We start from the raw sequence: 15,345 nt of genomic DNA, 5'->3' as shown, positions 1-15,345 counted from the left end.
AGGCGGCATGTCCGGCAGTGACGAGCTCGTGACGGCGGAGGACGCGGTCGCCGCGCTCACCGCGGAACTCCGCGAGGGACAGGTGTTCGGCCCCGCCGTGCAGCAGGACGGCACGACGCTGCTGCCGGTGGTGCAGGTGCGCCGGGGCGGCGGGGTGAGCGGTCGCCGCAAGAACCGTTCGGGCGGAGGCGGCACGATCGCGAAGCCGGTGGGGGCGTGGGCGGTGACCGCGCAGGGCGCCGTGTGGCACCCGGCGGTGGACGTGAACCGCATCGTGCTCGGCGGCCAGGTGGCGTTGACCGCGGTCGCCGTGGCGCTGGCGGTGGCCTTCCGCCGCAAGCGCTGACCGCCCGGCCCGGACTTCCCGGCCCAGTCCGGAATCCCCAGCCCGGGTTTCCCACCTGGCCCGAAACCCCTGGCTCAGCTTGAAATCCCCGGCATGGCCCGAAATCCTCGGCCGAGCTTGGAATCCCGGCGCGGCCCGAAACCCCCGGCCCGGCCTGGAACCCCGGCGCGGAACCCCACTCCGAAATCCCCGGCCCACCCCGGAATCCCGGGCCCAGCCCGGAATGCAGCCCGGCCGTGGCCGGAGAACACCGTGGCCGGAGAACTCAGTGCAGCACGGTGAGCAGTCCTTCGACCCCGCGCTGGAAGGCGGCGCCGACGTTCTCCGCGCCGTCGATGTGCGCACCGGTCATCGCGCCGTCGCGCATCATCAGGAAGTGCCGCGCGGCGTGCTCCGGTTTGCCGCGGCGTGGTGAGCCCCCGAAGACCTGCGCGAACAGCGCGGTGAGCTCGGCGACGTACCAGGCGCGGTGGTCGAGCACGACCTGGCGCACGGGATTGCCGGGTTCGGGGTATTCGTTGGCGGCGTTGAGGAATGCGCAGCCGCGGAATTCGGGCCTGCCGAGGTCGGCGGCGACTCCGTCGCCGATCGCGCGGACCGCGTCGGCGGGGCTCGGCGCGGTGTCGACGGCGGTGCGCACGCCGGCGCGGATGTGCGCGTCGACGTCGCGGAGGTAGGCGAGCACGAGCGCTTCCTTGGAGGGGAAGTGCCGGTAGAACGTGGCTCGCGTGGTCGGCGCTTCGGCGAGGATGCGTTCGACGCCGACGGCCCGGATGCCTTCGCCGTAGAACAGCGCGCTGGCGGTGGCCAGCAGCCGGTCGCGGGCTTCGGACCGGCCGCGCGGATTCGGGTCCTCGGTGCGCGTCGTCGCCATGCGGCCACCGTAGCAGAAAGAACGATCGTTCTTGCATTCTGCGGAGCGGTCTGCCACGCTTCCCCCATCGGGAGAGAGAACGGTCTTTCTTCCCCGGGCTCGATGCGAGCCTCCTCAATGAAGGGAACCCGCCATGACCACCGCCACCGCCCCCGCCGCTTCGACCGGTGTCGCGGCGACGCTGCGCCGCCTCTACTTCGTGCGCTTCGGCTTCGCCCTCGTCTGGGCGGTCCTGGTGTTCTTGACCGCGTCCAGCCTCGGCCCGCTGACGGCGGTGCTGCTGGTGCTGTACCCGGTGTTCGACGTGGCGGCGGCGATCGTCGACGCCCGCTCGTCCCGGGGTTCCGCGGCGGGGCTCTACGTGAACATCGCGATCAGCACGCTGGCCGCGGCCGGTCTGATCGTCGCGCTCACCTCGGGCATCCCGGCGGTGCTGCGGGTGTGGGGCGCGTGGGCGGTCGTGGCCGGTGCGGTGCAGCTCGGGGTGGCCGTGCGGCGGCTTCGGCTGGGCGGGCAGTGGGCGATGATCGCCAGCGGTGGCATCTCGGTGCTGGCGGGAGCCTCGTTCTTGCTGATGGCGGGGAAGCCGGACGCGTCGCTGGCGAACGTCGCCGGGTACGCGCTGCTCGGCGGGATCTTCTTCCTGGTCTCGGCCGTGCGCCTCGGTTCCGCGCCGCGCTCCTGAACCACCGCGGGGAACGGCTCGTTCGATCGCGAGCGGGCCGTTCCCCGCGGGTCAGGCCGCGGGGTCGACGCCGGACCAGGTGATGAGGCGGTCCGCGACCTCGGTGATGGTGGGGCGGGCGCCGGGGTCGGGTGCGAGGCAGGCGTCGAAGGTGCGGGACAGCCGCGCCGGCAGCCGCCGCCGGGTGCGCAGCGGCGGTGGGGCGGACGTGAGCTGCGGGTAGTGCCGCACCCCGTCCGCGCCGCGGTGGTGCGAGTGTTCCGCCCACGGCGGATCTCCGGACAGCGCCTCCCACAACGTGATCCCGAGGCCCCACACGTCGGTCGCCGCGGTCATCTCCCCGCCGCGCGCCTGTTCCGGCGACAGGTAGTCGAAGGTTCCGGCGGAGCTGCGCTCCCCGATGCGGCAGGCGAGGCTGAGGTCGAGCAGCACGGCCCGGCCGCCGGTGGAGATCACGTTCGATGGCTTCACGTCGAGGTGCGCCCAGCCCTTCCGGTGCAGGTAGCCGAGCGCGGAGCACAGCTGCACGCCGAGGATCGCCGCGTCGACCGGCCGCAGCCGCTCGTGCTCGTCCAGCAGGTGGCTCAGCGTCGCGCCGGGCAGCGTCTCGGTGATCACCGCGGGCCGCTCGGGCTCGCCGCTGAGCAGGGTCTCGTAGCCGCGCACCAGGTTCGGGTGGGTGAGCGACCCGAGCAGCGCCCCCTCCTCGCGCAGCCGTTCGGCGGCGGTCGGGTCGGCGGCGCGCTCGGGGCGCAGCGTCTTGCCGATGCAGCGGCAGTCGCGCTCCTCGCTCCACAGGTCGTAGACGTCGAGGCGATTTCCCCGCCGCAGCAACGAGATCACGCGGTATCCGGGGGCCAGGTGCTCGCCCGGTCCGAGGGCGGGCCCGGGCGGGCCCCAGTCGCCTTCGTCGTAGTACGAGCTGGCTTCTTCCGGGGCCGGTGCAGCGCTCAACTGCGGCTGCGGTGGCGTCGGCGGCCGGATCCGCTGCGGCTGGAGCTGTCGCGGCGACGGCGGCGGTGGTCGCTGCTGGACCCGCTGTGCCCGCGGTGGTGGCGGTGCCGGTCGCTGCTGTCGCGGGAGGAGCGGTGGCTGTGCTTGGCGGGGGACAGCGAGTTGAACAGCTTGCCCAAGTCCATTGTGGACCTCCTGGTGGCGGCCGATGCCGATCTCGGTTTCCGAGATCATCTCCTGCCAGCGTACGCGAGGAACGGGCATACCGGACGGCTCTGGAGCGCCGCTCGCCGCGGGTGAACGGACCGTTTGCCTCGTCTAGTTGGACGAACGGTCCGTTCACCTGTGCTGGGTGGGGAGTGACCGGACCGTTTGCCTCATCTGGTTGGACGAACGGTCCGTTCACTCCTGTCGCGGGTGATGGCGCGTCAGCGTCCGCGGATCCCGTCCAGGAGGTACGTGGTGCGGCGGTCGTAGTCCTCCCGGAGTGGCCGCCGGCCGTGCTTGAGGGCGAGGGCGTTGTCGTGGACGAGCGCGTGCAGGTCGCTCGCCGTGAACTCCGGCCGCAGCGCGCCGGAGGTGCGGGCCGCCGCGACGAGTTCCTCGTTGGCCTCGCTGCCGGCGCGGCAGATCTCCACGAGCTGTGGCGAGTCCGGGTACGCCTGCAGCAGGACGTCGTTGAAGGCGGGCTGGCGGTACTGGAGGTCGCGGATCGCGGTGAGGTAGTGCTCGATCCGCTCACCGGCGTCGTCGATGGCCCGTGCGCGGTCGATGACGGCGGACAGCTCGCTCGTCACGACCTCTTCGATGACGGCTTCGATGAGGCCGATCCGCCCGCCGAACCGGTTGAAGATCGTCGCCTTGCTCACGCCCGCCGCCTTGGCGACCTCTTCCAGCGGCACGGCCAGGCCTCGTCCTCGGAAGGCGCCGATCGCGGCGGAGCGGATCTGCTCGGAGTTGCGCCGGGCGTCGGCGCGCAACTGGGGTTCCGGGGGTACCGCGCCGGGCATCGTCGCCTCTTCCTGTCGCCTTAACTTGACTCTCCTGGTCAGTTTACTTACGGTCGTGGCGGAAGCGAAACTGACCCGTCGGGTCAACTTGTGCGGAGCGTCGGTCACCGGGGCGGATGCTCGGAAAGGTCGAGAAGATGATCGTTGTCACCGGCGCCACCGGCGGGCTGGGCGCTGCCGTCGTCGAGCACCTCCTGGAACGCCTGCCCGCCGAGCGGATCGGCGTCAGCGTCCGCGACGTCACCCGGGCACGGCACTTCGCCGACCGCGGCGTGCGGGTGCGCCGGGGCTCCTACGAGGACCCGGCCGCCCTGCGCGACTCGTTCGCCGGTGCCGAGCAGGTCCTCCTGGTGTCCGGCAACGATCCGGCCGCCGACGTCGTCGGCCTGCACCGCGGTGCCGTCGAAGCCGCGGTCGCGGCCGGTGCTCGGCGGATCGTCTACACGAGCCAGCACGGCGCCGTCCCGGGCAACCCGTACCGGCCCTCGGACATCCACGTCGCCACCGAGGCGTTCCTCGCCGGCTCCGGAGTCGACTGGACCGCGCTGCGCAACGGTGCTTACGGCCCGCTCGACCAGGTCCTGGGCCCGTGGCGGCGGACCGGCGTGATCGCCGGGCCGGACGACGGTCCCGTGGCGTACACCGACCGCGACGAGGTGGCCGAGGCCACCGCGGCCCTCCTCGCCGGTGACCGCGTCCTCGACGGTCCCGCCACCCTCGCCGCGCCGAACGCCGTCACCTTCGACGACCTCAGCCGGATCGTCTCCGACGTCACCGGCCGCACCGTCGAGCGCATCGTCGTGGACGACGAGCGGTGGGTCGCCGACCAGATCGCGGGCGGTGTGCCGGAGCCGGCGGCTCGGCTCCTGCTCACCTACTACCAGGCGGCGCGGGAGGGGTATTTCGCCGAACCGGGCTCGCTGCTGACCGAACTCCTCGGCCGCGAACCCCGCACCGCCGCGGATCGGCTCGCGGCGGACCTCGCCGCCTGAATCCGAGCTCGGCTCCGGTCGTCTCCTGCCCTCGACCGGTGCGGTGTGCGCGGTGGGGAGCGGCTGCTGCCGCGGAACCCTGGTGGGAGGTGGACGACCCGCGCCCCCGGTGGACGAACGGTCCGTTCACCTCGTCCAGCCCGGAAGCAGGTCGGGGTGAACGGACCGTTTGCCTGATCTGGTTGGTCGAACGGTCCGTTCACTCCGGGGGTGGTGGCCGGGCGCTGGTCGGAGGGGTGCGCCCGGCCACCGGCCGGTCCTGGGCGGTGTCGGGGAGGTCCCGCCGCGGACCGGGTCAGGGGCTCAGAAGTCCCAGGTGAGCAGGAGGTAGTCGTGCTCCGCGGCGAACTCGGCGCACCGCGGGCAGCGCCGTGATGTCGGCGGAGCGCGGCCGGCGCGGCGGTGGCGTGTCGAACGGGACGCGGATCCGATCGCCGCACAACGTCGCGGTCCGCTCCCCACCGGGCAGCGCGCCCGGCCGGGACGGGGTGGCGTGCCGCAGGTGCAGCGCCAGTCCGACGATCCAGAACGCCACCGGCCTGCTGCACCGGTACGGGTGGGGCAACGCCACGACCGTCCTCCTTTCGGTTCGATCACCGGGCGAACCGCTGACGAATCGAAAGGTAGATCGCAATCTTCTGGCCCAGCGAATGTGTGACACCGCAGTTCAGCGGATTGTTTCGCTGCAAATCCGGTCAGTTCTCGAACCGACCCCGCGCTGGAATCCGGAGGTCATGGAATGCGGCAATCAGAAGCCCTGCGTCAGCTCGGGCTCGGCGTGCGACTGCGCACCTTGCGGGAGAACCGCGGAATGACCACCCGATCGGTGGCGGCGGCCCTGGGTGTCTCACGTTCCTCGATCAGCCGGACCGAGCGCGGCACGCGCGCCCCGGATCGCGAGGAGGTGAGTGCGCTGTGCGCGTTGTTCGGCGTCGTCGGTGACGACAAGCAGGAATTGCTGGACCGCGTCGGCGAGTCGAACGAGACGTCCGCGTGGCTGGCGCTGGGCGACGGCATGTCCGAGCAGCTCGCGAGCCTGCTCGTGCTGGAACGCGAAGCAGCGAAGATCACGTGTGTGGAACTGGCCCTGATCCCAGGTTTAGCGCAGGCGGCCGACTACACCCGTTGCCTGATGGCGAGCGCCGGTCTGCAACCGCGCGAAGTGGAACGCCGGGTGGCGTCGAGGCTCGGCAGGCAAGCAGTGCTGTCCAGGCCGAGGCCTCCGCACGTCCGCTTCGTGATCGACGAATCCGCGTTGAGCAGGACCCTGGGCAGTGAAACGGCGCTGAGGTTGCAGCTCGAGCACCTGATCAGCATCGGGCGCCGACCGAACGTCGAGATCCGCGTGATCCCGTTGTCCGCTCCGGCGCACCGGGTGTTGAACGGGGCGTTCAGCTACTTCGAGCTCGCGGACGGCACGGGCTACGCCTTCGTCGAGTCGCAGGGTTTCGCCGTATGCCTCGCCGAAGCTGTCGATCTGCGACTGGTCGTGGAAACCTGCAACGAAGTGGACGATATCGCGCTGGGTGAGCGCGAATCACTGGAGTTGATCAAGAAAGCCGCGGAGGGACTGTCCGATGAGCGACTGGGTGTGGCGGAAGAGCTCTAGGAGCAACGCTTACCACAACTGCGTCGAGGTGGCGTTATCGCCGACGTCCGTGGCGGTCCGGGACTCCAAGGATCGCGCGGCCGGTTCCTTGTCGTTCTCGACGCGGAACTGGCGGCGGTTCCTGGCGGGCCTCGACGCCGGGCGTTCTGGTGGTGAGCCGGACGATGGCTGAACCGAACTGGCGGACGAGCACGTACAGCGGTGACTACAACTGCGTAGAGGTCGCCCTTTTGCCTGATTCCGCTGCCATTCGAGATTCGAAGTATCGCGCGGCCGGGTTCTTGTCGTTCTCGTCGCGCGCGTGGCAACGTTTCCTGTTCGGGATCAAAACCTCCCACTGCGACTGTTGGGCGGAAGGGGAACGACATCATGACCGAACCGACGTGGCGCAAGAGTTCGCGGAGCAACGCTTTTGACAACTGCGTGGAGGTGGCGTTGTCGCAGGATGCGGCAGCGGTGCGGGACTCCAAGGATCGCGCGGCCGGTTCCCTGTCGTTCTCGACGCGGGACTGGCGGCGGTTCCTGAGCGGGATCGGCGAAGGCCACTACGACCGATGCGTGAGCTGAACTGGCGGAAGAGCAGTCATAGCGACCAGTACAACTGCGTAGAAGTGGCGTTATCGCCCCACTTCGTCGCGGTGCGGGATTCGAAGGCGGTCGAGGACGGGCGGCTCACCGTCTCCCCGGCCCGCTGGGCTGCGTTCCTCCGCGGCCTCGAATCGGGCCGTTTCGACCGCTGACCGCTGAGCCGAACCGTGGTGGGCGACCCGACCCGATGCGGCCCCCCCACCGCGGGGTCACGGCTGCGGGATCGGCTGCGCGACCGCGGCGGCGGCGTCGATGACGCCGTGCCCGGTGAGCAGGCTGAACTGCCCGGTCTTGTCGCTGCCGGGAGCGTGCGCGGTGTCGATCAGCGCCTGCTCCACCTGCTCGGCGGTGCGGCCCTGGGCGGTCAGCAGCGCGGCGACGCCGGTGACCATCGGCGCGGCCATCGAGGTACCGGCGAGCGCGTCGTAGTCGGCGTCCCCGCACTTGGTGCCGGTGCCGCGCGGGACGGTGGAGACGATGTCGCCTTCGCAGGTGCCGTCGCCCGCACCACCGGGTGCGGCCACGGCCTTGAAGTCGAGCTTGAGGCCGAAGTTGGAGTACGAGGCCTTTTTCTCGGCGCGGTCGGTGGCGGCGACGCACATGGCGCCCCGCTCCCACGCGGGGGTGTCGCACAGCGGGGCGGTCTCGTTGCCCGCCGAGGCGATGACGACGACGCCCTTGTCGCGGGCGTACTCGACGGCGTCCTTCGCCTGCGCCTGGAGCCCGAGCAGCGTCAGCAGCTGGGAGCCGGGCTGCGCGCCGAGGCTCAGGTTGATGACGTCGGCGCCGTGGTCGGCGGCGTAGCGGATGCCGGCGCCGATCTCGGCGAAGTCGCCCTGGCCGTCTTCGAGGACCTTCACCGGCATGATCTTCGCGTCGGGCGCGACACCGGCGCCACCGACGCCGTTGTTCGCGGCGGCCGCGGCGATCCCGGCCACGTGCGTGCCGTGCACGTCGGTGTCCTGGCCGACGCCGTCCGGCCCGCGCCAGTCGCCGTTGCCGCACGGCGCGGGACCGCCGCCGCAGGTGAACGTGGCGCCCGGGACCAGCTGCGAGCGCAGGTCGGGGTGGTCGAGGTCGACGCCGGTGTCGACGACGGCGACGACCTGGCCGGCGCCGGTGCTGGTCTGCCAGGCCTGCTCGGCGTGGATCTGGTCGAGACCCCACTGCGCGCCGGCGAGGGGATCGTGGGTGGTGGCCGCGGAGGCGGACGGCGCGGCGAGCGCGGTCAAGCCTGCGACCGTGATTGCGAGGGCCCGTAAACGCATGGGCTGCTCCCGGAGTTCGGTGAAAAAGTTCAGGCGATCAACGACAGCCTGACCACCGACGTTCCGGCCCGATACACGCCCGAGTCCAGAATGGGACGCGCGGTGCAGCGAATTGCGCCGAACAGAGCAGCGCTGAACGGGCAAAGCGGACCCGACGTCCACAGAGGACATCGGGTCCGCTCCCTCCCTCGCCCCATCCGGTTGCCGCGCAACGAGTTCGCGCGTCGACCGGCGGGACTGATCGGAACGATAGTCCGGGGCAGCCCGGGGCAGAACTGCCCGGACGCTGCACGATCGGGTGGATCACCCTGATCGTTGAAGAGGAAATTTCCTACCGCAGCACGGGATTCAGCCCGTCCCAGGACAGTTCCGCGACCCACATCCCGCGATCCCCGGGCGGCTCGGCGAGGTCCCCGTGGAACGCGATCAGTTCGCCGTCGTCGAACACGTCCTGCCCGCCGGGGTTCGTCACCGCGCCGCCCAGGGCCTCCCGGCTCAGCAGCGCGCCCGGCGCCTTCGTGAACGGTCCGGTCGGGCTCGGCGCGGTCGCGAAGTTCGTGAAGTAGTCGCCGCTGTCGAACGTGTTCCCCGAGTACAGCAGCACGTAGCCCTGCGGGCGCCGCAGCAGCGTCGGCGCCTCCACCACCCCGGACTCCTCGGGGCGGTCGGCGCCCAGCAGCGGGACGTCCTTCCCGGCGGGCGTGATGCCGTCGGCCGCGACCGGTCGCATGTGGATGGTGGACGGGCCGCTGCGCGCCCGGCTGCCGCGCGAGTCCTTGTACAGCAGGTACCGGCTGCCGTCGTCGTCCACGAAGCTCGCCGGGTCGATCACGTCGCCCTGGCCGGGTGCGCAGATCAGCGGTTCGGCGCTCGTCGGCTCGAAGGGCCCGGTGGGGGATCCCGCGACGGCGGCACCGATGCACTGGCGGCCGGAACCCGTGTGGTGCGCGGTGTAGTACAGCAGGAAGGTGCCGTCGGAGCGCTCGCTCACGTCCGGTGCCCACACGTTCAGGCTGCCGGTGTGCGACGGGCCCACCCACGGCGGCAGCTGCGGCAGCGCGTCGGCCCGCTGTTCCCACGGTCCTTCCGCGTCGGTGGCGGTCGCGAGCTGCACGTTGTACCCGGCGGTGTTCGTGGCGTACGCGTAGTACTGCCCGTCGTGGTCCAGCACGTCCGGGTCCGGGAAGTTGCGGTCGATGACCTGTCCGGCGCTCCCGGCGGCGCGCTCGTCGGCGAGCGCGGCCGGTGGTGCGAGCAGCAGCAGCACGGCGGCGGTCAGGCTCAGGTGGCGGCACGTTCGCAGCACGGGTTCCCCTTCTTCGGCGGCCCCACCAGTGCACCGGCGTCCCGTGCGCCTCGCCGGACACATTCACCTCACGAGTGACACTCGATCAGGTCGTCCAGCGTGCGAGCCGCAGCGCGGGCCGACCTCCGGTCACCGTCGCCGGGAGTCGTCGACCTGCGAGATCCACCCGGTGACCGGGCCAACCGCCCGAGCGCGCCCGGCGGGTGCGCGGAGCCGGACGCCGTGATCGGGTGGCGGGTCACCCACCGGGCGACGGATCCGGGGGCGCAGCGTGATCAGCGGTGGCGCGGCGGTGGAACAGGGCGTTCAACGCCAGCGCCGCCAAACAACCCGTGCTGATCCCCGAATCCAGCACCGCGCGCAGCGCCGCGGGCGCGTGCGCGTAGAAGTCCGGCTGCACCACCGGGATCAGCCCCACACCCAGCGATCCCGCCACCACCAGGGCCTGAGCCGGATCACCCAGATCGGCCCGGCCCAACGTGCGGATCCCGCCCGCCGCCACCGAACCGAACAGCACCAGCGCCGCGCCGCCCAGCACCGGCTGCGGCACCAGCGACACCACCGCCCCGGCGACCGGGAACAACCCGAGCAGCACCAGCACCCCGCCACCGGTCGCCACCACGTACCGGCTGCGCACCCGGGTCATCGCCACCAGCCCCACGTTCTGCGCGAACGCGCTGCAGGTGAACCCGCCGAACACGGCGCTCAACGCGCTGCCCGCGCCGTCCGCGCGCAACCCGGCCGCGATGGTGCGCTCGTCGGCGGGCCGCTCCACGATCTCGCCCAGCGCGATCATGTCCGCGGTGCTCTCCAGCATCGCCACCAGCATCACCACGCACAACGACAGCGTCGCGCTCCAGCTGAACGCCGGCGCCCCCAGCGCGAACGGCACCGGCGCGCTGAACACCGGCGCCTGCGCGAACGTCGTGGCGTCCACGAACCCGAACGGCCACGCCAGCACCGTGCCCGCCAGCAACCCGAGCAGCAGCGAGATCCGCTTCCAGAACCCCCGCAGGAACCGGTTCCCCAGCAGCACCAGCGCGAACGTCGCCGCGCCGAGCGCCACCCGGCCCGGCGCGGCGTGGTCCGGCGCCGCCGGGTCCCGCCCCGCGATCCAGCCGACGGCGACCGGCAGCAGCGACAACCCGATCAGCGTGATCACCGCACCGGTCACCACCGGCGGGAAGAACCGCACCAGCCGGGAGAAGTGCGGCGCCAGCAGGAAACCCAGCACCCCGGCCACCAGCACCGCCCCGTACACCACCGACAGCGGGTTCCCGTCCGTCGGCTGCGCCACGATCGCCAGGATCGGCGCCACCGAACCGAACGTGACCCCGTTGACGAACGGCAGCCGCGCCCCGATCCGCCAGATCCCCCACGACTGCAACAAGGTCGCCATCCCGGCGGTGAGCAGGCTCGCCCCGATCAGCAGGGTCCGCTGCTGCCTGGGCAGCCCCAGCGCCTCGCCGACGATCAGCGGGGGAGCGACGACGCCCGCGTACATCGCGGCCACGTGCTGCGCGCCGAACGCCAGCATCCGGCCCGGTGGCGGGATTTCGTCGACGGGGTGGACGTCGGTGCCTGCGTGCTCCTCGAAGGCCATGCGGGCTCCTCGGCGGGGAACGGGATTCGGTGCTGCTACCGGCGCGCTCCCGCCCGCACCACCGCGGGACCGTGGCGGGCGCCCCGGCGGATCAGAACTCGGGGAGGCCGTACCAGGCGATCGGCGCCTCGGGCACGTCGTCGCGGGTGACGATCCCTTCGATCAGGCCGTACGGGCGGTCCGCGGCGAAGAAGACCTCGTTGTCGTTGTCCAGCCCGAACGGTTCCAGGTCGACGCGGAAGTGGTGCTTGTTCGGCAGCGACAGCCGCACCTCCGCGATGCCCGGGTGCGCCTCCAGCACCGCCTCGCCCATCGCGTGCAGCGTCTGCTGCAGCGCGAGGCTGTGCGTCGTCGCGAACGCGGACAGCAGCGCGGCGCGCACCGAGGCGAAGCTCTCCGACCACGCCACCTCGGTGCCCAGGTGCCGCCAGCGCGCCGACACCGCGGTCGCCAGGATGCGGTCCGAGGTCTCGGGAAGCGTCGTGTACTCGTCCCTCGGGAAGCCGTGGAACTCCGAGCCGGTGGACTTGAGCACCACCAGGCCCTCGACACCGCTCACCACGTGCGCGTCGTCGCCGTCCACCGTGATCGCCGCGGTCCGCGTCTCCGCGCCGCCGCGGCGGAACGCGTGGTCGTGCCCGGCGCCGTCCACCTCGATGCGCTCCCACGCGTGCTCGGCGACGAGGATCCGCGCGCCCCGCACCGGTTCCCGGGTGTCGACGAAGTGCTTTCCCAGCCGCAGCGCGAAATCCTCGACCTCACCGATCGGGTGGCGCTTCGCGAACGCGTAGGCCGTGTTCTTCTGCGAGTCCGTCGGCAGCACGTTCGCGTTGTCCCCGGCGCGGTGCGCGGCCGCGAAGTCCCCGCGCAACGCGGTGCTGATCGTGAGGTCCCGGATCTCGTGCCGAGAGGTGCCGCGGTCCACCGCGACCAGCCGGATCTCGGCCTTGCCGTACTGGTTCGGTCCCGGCACGATGCCCACGTCGATCAGCTCCCTCGGTAGGTGGAGTAGGCGAACGGGCTCAGCAGCAGCGGAACGTGGTGGTGCTGGGCCGGATCGGCGATGCGGAAGGTGATCTGCACCAGCGGGTAGAAGGATTCGGTGCCGCGCGCCGCGAAGTAGGCGCCGGTGTCGAAGGTCAACCGGTAGTCGCCGGGCGCCAGCTCGTCCGGGCCGAGCGAGCCGATGCGGCCGTCGTCGTCGGTGACGCCTTCCGCGATCGGTCCCGCCCCCTCCAGCCGGACCGCGATCCCGGCGGCCGGGCGGCCCAGCGCGGCGTCCAGCACGTGCGTGGTCACGGCACTCATGCGATCACCTTCTCCAGGCGCAGCAACGCGATCTTGCGCAGCTCGTCGGCGACCACGCCCAGTTCGGTGCGCGGGTCGTTGTGCATCCGGGAGCGCAGCACCGCCAGCAGCTCGGCGCCACCGCGGCCGCCCGCGCACACCAGGTACACGTGGCCGAACTTCCGCTCGTAGGCGGCGTTGCCCTCCCGCAGCGCGGTCCGCAGTCCCTCGTCGGCGAAGTCCACACCGGACTGCTCGGAGCGGGACCAGGTGGCGGAGGACGCCTCGCCCGCAGGCCGTTCCCCGATGCGGGGGTGCGCGGCGAGCGCGGCGTCGACCTCCTCCGGGGTGAGTTCGCGGGCGGCGGCGTCGGCGGCGGCGAGCACCGCCGCCGCGGAGTCGTACGGCCGCGCGTCGCAGACCCGTTGGGCCCAGCGCGGCACGTCCAGGCAGGCGCGCAGCTCGGGCAGCAGCTCGGCGCGGGGAACGGCGTTGAAGCGGTCGGGTGCGGACATGGCCTCCCCTTCGGGCCGGCTGCGTCTCGGCTGATCCGCGGTCCGCCCACGCCGGACGACCGGCGGCGCACCGTGCCAGCTGAAGCTACGACCGGCCCCACCGGGTGTCAACACTTTGTTGAACTAGCAGGTGATCAGGGGTGCTGTTCCCGGTTCAGGTAGTTGTAGACCGTGAAGCGGCTGACGCCCAGCGCCTTGGCCACCGACTCCACGCCCTTGCGCAGCGTGAACGCGCCGCGCTCCTCCAGCAGCCGCACCGCGCGCTGCTTGTCCGCCCGCGACAGCTCCGGCAATCGGCCGCCCAGCTCCGCCTCCACCCCGGCGATCAACCGGTCCAGCGCGCTCGTCAGCTCCGCGCCCGGCAACCGCACCGCGACCGCCGGTTCGCCCTCCCAGTGCAGCAGCACGTCGGACGGCTCCCGGTCCTCGACGGGAACGGTCGTGGCGCCGAGCCGCGCCAGCAGCGGCGCGATCGCGGAAGCGAGCGGATGCACGCCGACAGCCTAGGATCCCGCCCCGGGAGCCGTCGGGCGGTCGACCGTGACCTGCAAGGTGATGCGGTGCGCGCCCGCCGCCAGCGCCGCGTCGCACACCTCCGGCAGCGCTGGCAGCACCACGTCCCGCGAGCCGCGCACCGAGGTGCCCAGCGGACCGAAGTCCGGCTCCAGGCCCGCCGCGCGCAACCGGTCCCGGGCGGCCACCGCGTGCTCCGGCGGCTCGCCCTCGCCGCGGAACGGTTCCGTGGTGAACTCCGCCGTCACCTGCGGTTCGGACATGGACGCCTCCGAGGGTTCGGGAGCAGATCGGCCCACTGTACGGGCGCCGCGGTCCCGGTCGCGGAAAAGGCGCCGTGCCACCGGAATCGGCCCCCGTGACCGAGATGTGATCGCCGTGACGACGAGCGCCGCTCCCGGTCGCGCGCACCCGGGCGGACCGGAACCAGCAGGCGGGGAAGGCCCTGCGGCCCGCGGGCGCGCGGTGGCCCGCTCGGCGGACGCGGCTCGGTCAGCTGAACGGCGCCCGCCGGGCTTCCCCTGATCGGGCGAGTCGGGTGGAATGTGCGAGTCACCGCCGCAAGCCCGAGGGAGAGCACTGTGCCCGGTCCCGTCCTGATCGCGCCGGACAAGTTCAAGGGGTCGCTCACCGCCCCCGAGGTGGCGAACGCGCTCGCCGCGGGACTGCCCGGCGTCGAGGTGCGGCTCGCGCCCATCGCCGACGGCGGGGACGGCACCGTCGACGCCGCGATCGCGACCGGGTACCGGCGGATGCAGGCGCGCGTCACCGGGCCCGTCGGGGCGCCGCTCGCCGCCGACTTCGCGCTCCTCGGGGACCAGGCCGTCGTCGAGCTCGCCTCCGCGTCCGGGCTCGCGCTGCTGCCCACCAGGGAACTCGCGCCGATGACCGCCTCCAGCTTCGGCACCGGAGAGCTGATCCGCGCCGCCCTCGACGCGGGCGCGCGCACCATCGTGCTCGGTGTCGGCGGCAGCGCCTGCACCGACGGCGGCGCGGGCATGCTTGCCGCGCTCGGCGCCCGGCTGCTCGCCGACGCCGGACGTCCGCTGCCCCCCGGTGGCGGCGGGCTCGTCGAGCTCGCCGAGGTCGACCTCAGCGGGCTGGACCCGCGGCTCGCCGACGCCGACATCGTGCTCGCGTCCGATGTGGACAACCCGCTGCTCGGGGAGCGCGGCGCCGCGCACGTGTACGGGCCGCAGAAGGGCGCCGACCCCACCCAGGTGCGGCTGCTCGACGCCGCGCTGCGCAGCTGGTCCGGTGCCGTCACCCGCGCAGGCGGGCGCGAGGCCGCCGACGAGCCGGGGGCCGGGGCCGCCGGTGGCGTCGGCTACGCCGCGCTCGCCGTCCTCGGCGCGCGGCAGCGCCCCGGTGCGGACCTCGTGCTCGAACTCGTCGGCTTCGACGCCGCGCTGCCCGGCGCCGGGCTCGTGCTCACCGGTGAGGGGTCCGTCGACGAGCAGACGCTGCACGGCAAGGGGCCCGCCGCCGTCGCCACCAGGGCCGCCGCCGCCGGAGTGCCCGCCATCGCCGTCGCCGGGCGCTGCTCGCTCGCGCCGGAACGGCTCCGCGACGCCGGGTTCGCCGACGTCTTCGCGCTCACCGACGTCGAACCCGACCCGCAGCGCTGCATCCGCGAGGCGGCCGACCTGCTGCCGCAGCTCGCCCGGCACATCGCGGCGAAGTGGCTCGCCTGAACAAGTCCGCGGCCCGCCGCGTTCCGCGTGGTCGGCGGCTCAGCGGCTGACGGGACCGCGGGGCGTGGCGGGCGGGGCCGGACCGCCCCGGGTTCGTAGAG

Annotated in this window: 22 protein-coding genes; 9 read left to right on the top strand and 13 right to left on the bottom strand. The window is 72.6% G+C overall.

Features of this window, described 5'->3' with window-relative positions; translation table 11 throughout:
- The first annotated feature begins 7 nt into the window (after positions 1-7).
- A complete protein-coding gene (locus LCD35_RS13915; protein WP_224969057.1) occupies positions 8-346 on the top strand; it encodes a hypothetical protein in 339 nt (112 codons plus the stop codon).
- 265 nt (positions 347-611) lie between these two features.
- Here the strand turns inward: LCD35_RS13915 and LCD35_RS13910 are convergent, their stop codons facing one another.
- Positions 612-1,220, bottom strand: a complete 609-nt coding sequence (locus LCD35_RS13910; RefSeq protein ID WP_224963046.1) for a TetR/AcrR family transcriptional regulator — start codon at positions 1,218-1,220, stop codon at positions 612-614.
- Positions 1,221-1,353: 133 nt separating this feature from the next.
- Between LCD35_RS13910 and LCD35_RS13905 the strand changes: the two genes are divergently transcribed.
- Positions 1,354-1,905, top strand: coding sequence for a hypothetical protein (locus LCD35_RS13905; protein WP_224969059.1), 552 nt, complete (start codon positions 1,354-1,356; stop codon positions 1,903-1,905).
- A 51-nt stretch (positions 1,906-1,956) separates the two neighbouring features.
- On the opposite strand, the gene LCD35_RS13900 is transcribed toward LCD35_RS13905, so the two are convergent.
- From LCD35_RS13900 to LCD35_RS13890, 3 genes are all read right to left on the bottom strand, one after another.
- Positions 1,957-2,859: a serine/threonine-protein kinase gene (locus LCD35_RS13900; protein ID WP_225044299.1), complete on the bottom strand. Its 903-nt coding sequence runs from the start codon at positions 2,857-2,859 to the stop codon at positions 1,957-1,959.
- Positions 2,856-3,044, bottom strand: coding sequence for a hypothetical protein (locus tag LCD35_RS13895; RefSeq protein ID WP_224963052.1), 189 nt, complete (start codon positions 3,042-3,044; stop codon positions 2,856-2,858). The genes LCD35_RS13900 and LCD35_RS13895 overlap by 4 nt, the downstream gene beginning before the upstream one ends.
- Positions 3,045-3,287: 243 nt before the next feature.
- Positions 3,288-3,869: a TetR/AcrR family transcriptional regulator gene (locus LCD35_RS13890; RefSeq protein WP_224963053.1), complete on the bottom strand. Its 582-nt coding sequence runs from the start codon at positions 3,867-3,869 to the stop codon at positions 3,288-3,290.
- Between the two features lie 137 nt (positions 3,870-4,006).
- Between LCD35_RS13890 and LCD35_RS13885 the strand changes: the two genes are divergently transcribed.
- Positions 4,007-4,861 (top strand): NAD(P)H-binding protein, encoded by an 855-nt coding sequence (locus LCD35_RS13885; protein ID WP_225044298.1) that lies wholly within the window; start codon positions 4,007-4,009, stop codon positions 4,859-4,861.
- Positions 4,862-5,156: 295 nt separating this feature from the next.
- On the opposite strand, the gene LCD35_RS13880 is transcribed toward LCD35_RS13885, so the two are convergent.
- The gene (locus LCD35_RS13880) at positions 5,157-5,432 is read right to left on the bottom strand and encodes a hypothetical protein (RefSeq protein WP_224968662.1); all 276 of its coding nucleotides are present in this window, start codon (positions 5,430-5,432) and stop codon (positions 5,157-5,159) included.
- A gap of 168 nt (positions 5,433-5,600) precedes the next feature.
- Here LCD35_RS13880 and LCD35_RS13875 point away from each other — a divergent pair, with 168 nt between their 5' ends.
- Genes LCD35_RS13875 through LCD35_RS13855 form a run of 5 tightly spaced genes read left to right on the top strand, consistent with a single transcriptional unit; the run spans position 5,601 to position 7,210 of the window.
- Positions 5,601-6,470: a helix-turn-helix transcriptional regulator gene (locus LCD35_RS13875; RefSeq protein WP_224968660.1), complete on the top strand. Its 870-nt coding sequence runs from the start codon at positions 5,601-5,603 to the stop codon at positions 6,468-6,470.
- Entirely contained in the window at positions 6,439-6,642 is a 204-nt protein-coding gene (locus LCD35_RS13870; protein WP_224962254.1) for a DUF397 domain-containing protein, read from the top strand. The genes LCD35_RS13875 and LCD35_RS13870 overlap by 32 nt, the downstream gene beginning before the upstream one ends.
- A complete protein-coding gene (locus tag LCD35_RS30480; protein WP_308011242.1) occupies positions 6,635-6,886 on the top strand; it encodes a DUF397 domain-containing protein in 252 nt (83 codons plus the stop codon). The genes LCD35_RS13870 and LCD35_RS30480 overlap by 8 nt, the downstream gene beginning before the upstream one ends.
- Positions 6,840-7,037, top strand: coding sequence for a DUF397 domain-containing protein (locus tag LCD35_RS13860; RefSeq protein ID WP_224962256.1), 198 nt, complete (start codon positions 6,840-6,842; stop codon positions 7,035-7,037). The genes LCD35_RS30480 and LCD35_RS13860 overlap by 47 nt, the downstream gene beginning before the upstream one ends.
- The gene (locus tag LCD35_RS13855) at positions 7,025-7,210 is read left to right on the top strand and encodes a DUF397 domain-containing protein (protein ID WP_224962258.1); all 186 of its coding nucleotides are present in this window, start codon (positions 7,025-7,027) and stop codon (positions 7,208-7,210) included. The genes LCD35_RS13860 and LCD35_RS13855 overlap by 13 nt, the downstream gene beginning before the upstream one ends.
- A 57-nt stretch (positions 7,211-7,267) precedes the next feature.
- Here the strand turns inward: LCD35_RS13855 and LCD35_RS13850 are convergent, their stop codons facing one another.
- The 8 genes from LCD35_RS13850 to LCD35_RS13815 form a co-directional block, all read right to left on the bottom strand.
- Positions 7,268-8,290: a S8 family serine peptidase gene (locus tag LCD35_RS13850; RefSeq protein ID WP_224962260.1), complete on the bottom strand. Its 1,023-nt coding sequence runs from the start codon at positions 8,288-8,290 to the stop codon at positions 7,268-7,270.
- 367 nt (positions 8,291-8,657) lie between these two features.
- Complete coding sequence (locus LCD35_RS13845) at positions 8,658-9,632, bottom strand: glycoside hydrolase family 43 protein (protein ID WP_224962262.1); 975 nt, start codon at positions 9,630-9,632, stop codon at positions 8,658-8,660.
- Between the two features lie 238 nt (positions 9,633-9,870).
- A complete protein-coding gene (locus tag LCD35_RS13840; protein WP_225044297.1) occupies positions 9,871-11,235 on the bottom strand; it encodes a nucleobase:cation symporter-2 family protein in 1,365 nt (454 codons plus the stop codon).
- 91 nt (positions 11,236-11,326) lie between these two features.
- Entirely contained in the window at positions 11,327-12,217 is an 891-nt protein-coding gene (gene pucL / locus LCD35_RS13835) for a factor-independent urate hydroxylase (RefSeq protein WP_224962266.1), read from the bottom strand.
- Positions 12,218-12,222: 5 nt separating this feature from the next.
- Complete coding sequence (gene uraH, locus LCD35_RS13830) at positions 12,223-12,543, bottom strand: hydroxyisourate hydrolase (RefSeq protein WP_224962268.1); 321 nt, start codon at positions 12,541-12,543, stop codon at positions 12,223-12,225.
- A complete protein-coding gene (gene uraD / locus LCD35_RS13825) occupies positions 12,540-13,037 on the bottom strand; it encodes a 2-oxo-4-hydroxy-4-carboxy-5-ureidoimidazoline decarboxylase (RefSeq protein ID WP_224962270.1) in 498 nt (165 codons plus the stop codon). The genes uraH and uraD overlap by 4 nt, the downstream gene beginning before the upstream one ends.
- A gap of 134 nt (positions 13,038-13,171) precedes the next feature.
- Positions 13,172-13,531: a helix-turn-helix domain-containing protein gene (locus LCD35_RS13820; protein ID WP_258345655.1), complete on the bottom strand. Its 360-nt coding sequence runs from the start codon at positions 13,529-13,531 to the stop codon at positions 13,172-13,174.
- Between the two features lie 9 nt (positions 13,532-13,540).
- Positions 13,541-13,813 carry a thiamine-binding protein gene (locus tag LCD35_RS13815; RefSeq protein ID WP_224962272.1) on the bottom strand — a complete coding sequence of 91 codons (273 nt, stop codon included), beginning with the start codon at positions 13,811-13,813 and terminating at the stop codon, positions 13,541-13,543.
- 318 nt (positions 13,814-14,131) lie between these two features.
- Between LCD35_RS13815 and LCD35_RS13810 the strand changes: the two genes are divergently transcribed.
- Entirely contained in the window at positions 14,132-15,244 is a 1,113-nt protein-coding gene (locus tag LCD35_RS13810) for a glycerate kinase (RefSeq protein WP_224962273.1), read from the top strand.
- The last annotated feature ends 101 nt before the right edge of the window (positions 15,245-15,345 follow it).

The sequence above is a fragment of the Saccharopolyspora sp. 6V genome, assembly GCF_020176785.1.
GTDB lineage: Bacteria > Actinomycetota > Actinomycetes > Mycobacteriales > Pseudonocardiaceae > Saccharopolyspora_C > Saccharopolyspora_C gregorii.
This window is presented reverse-complemented; position numbering and strand designations above follow the sequence as displayed.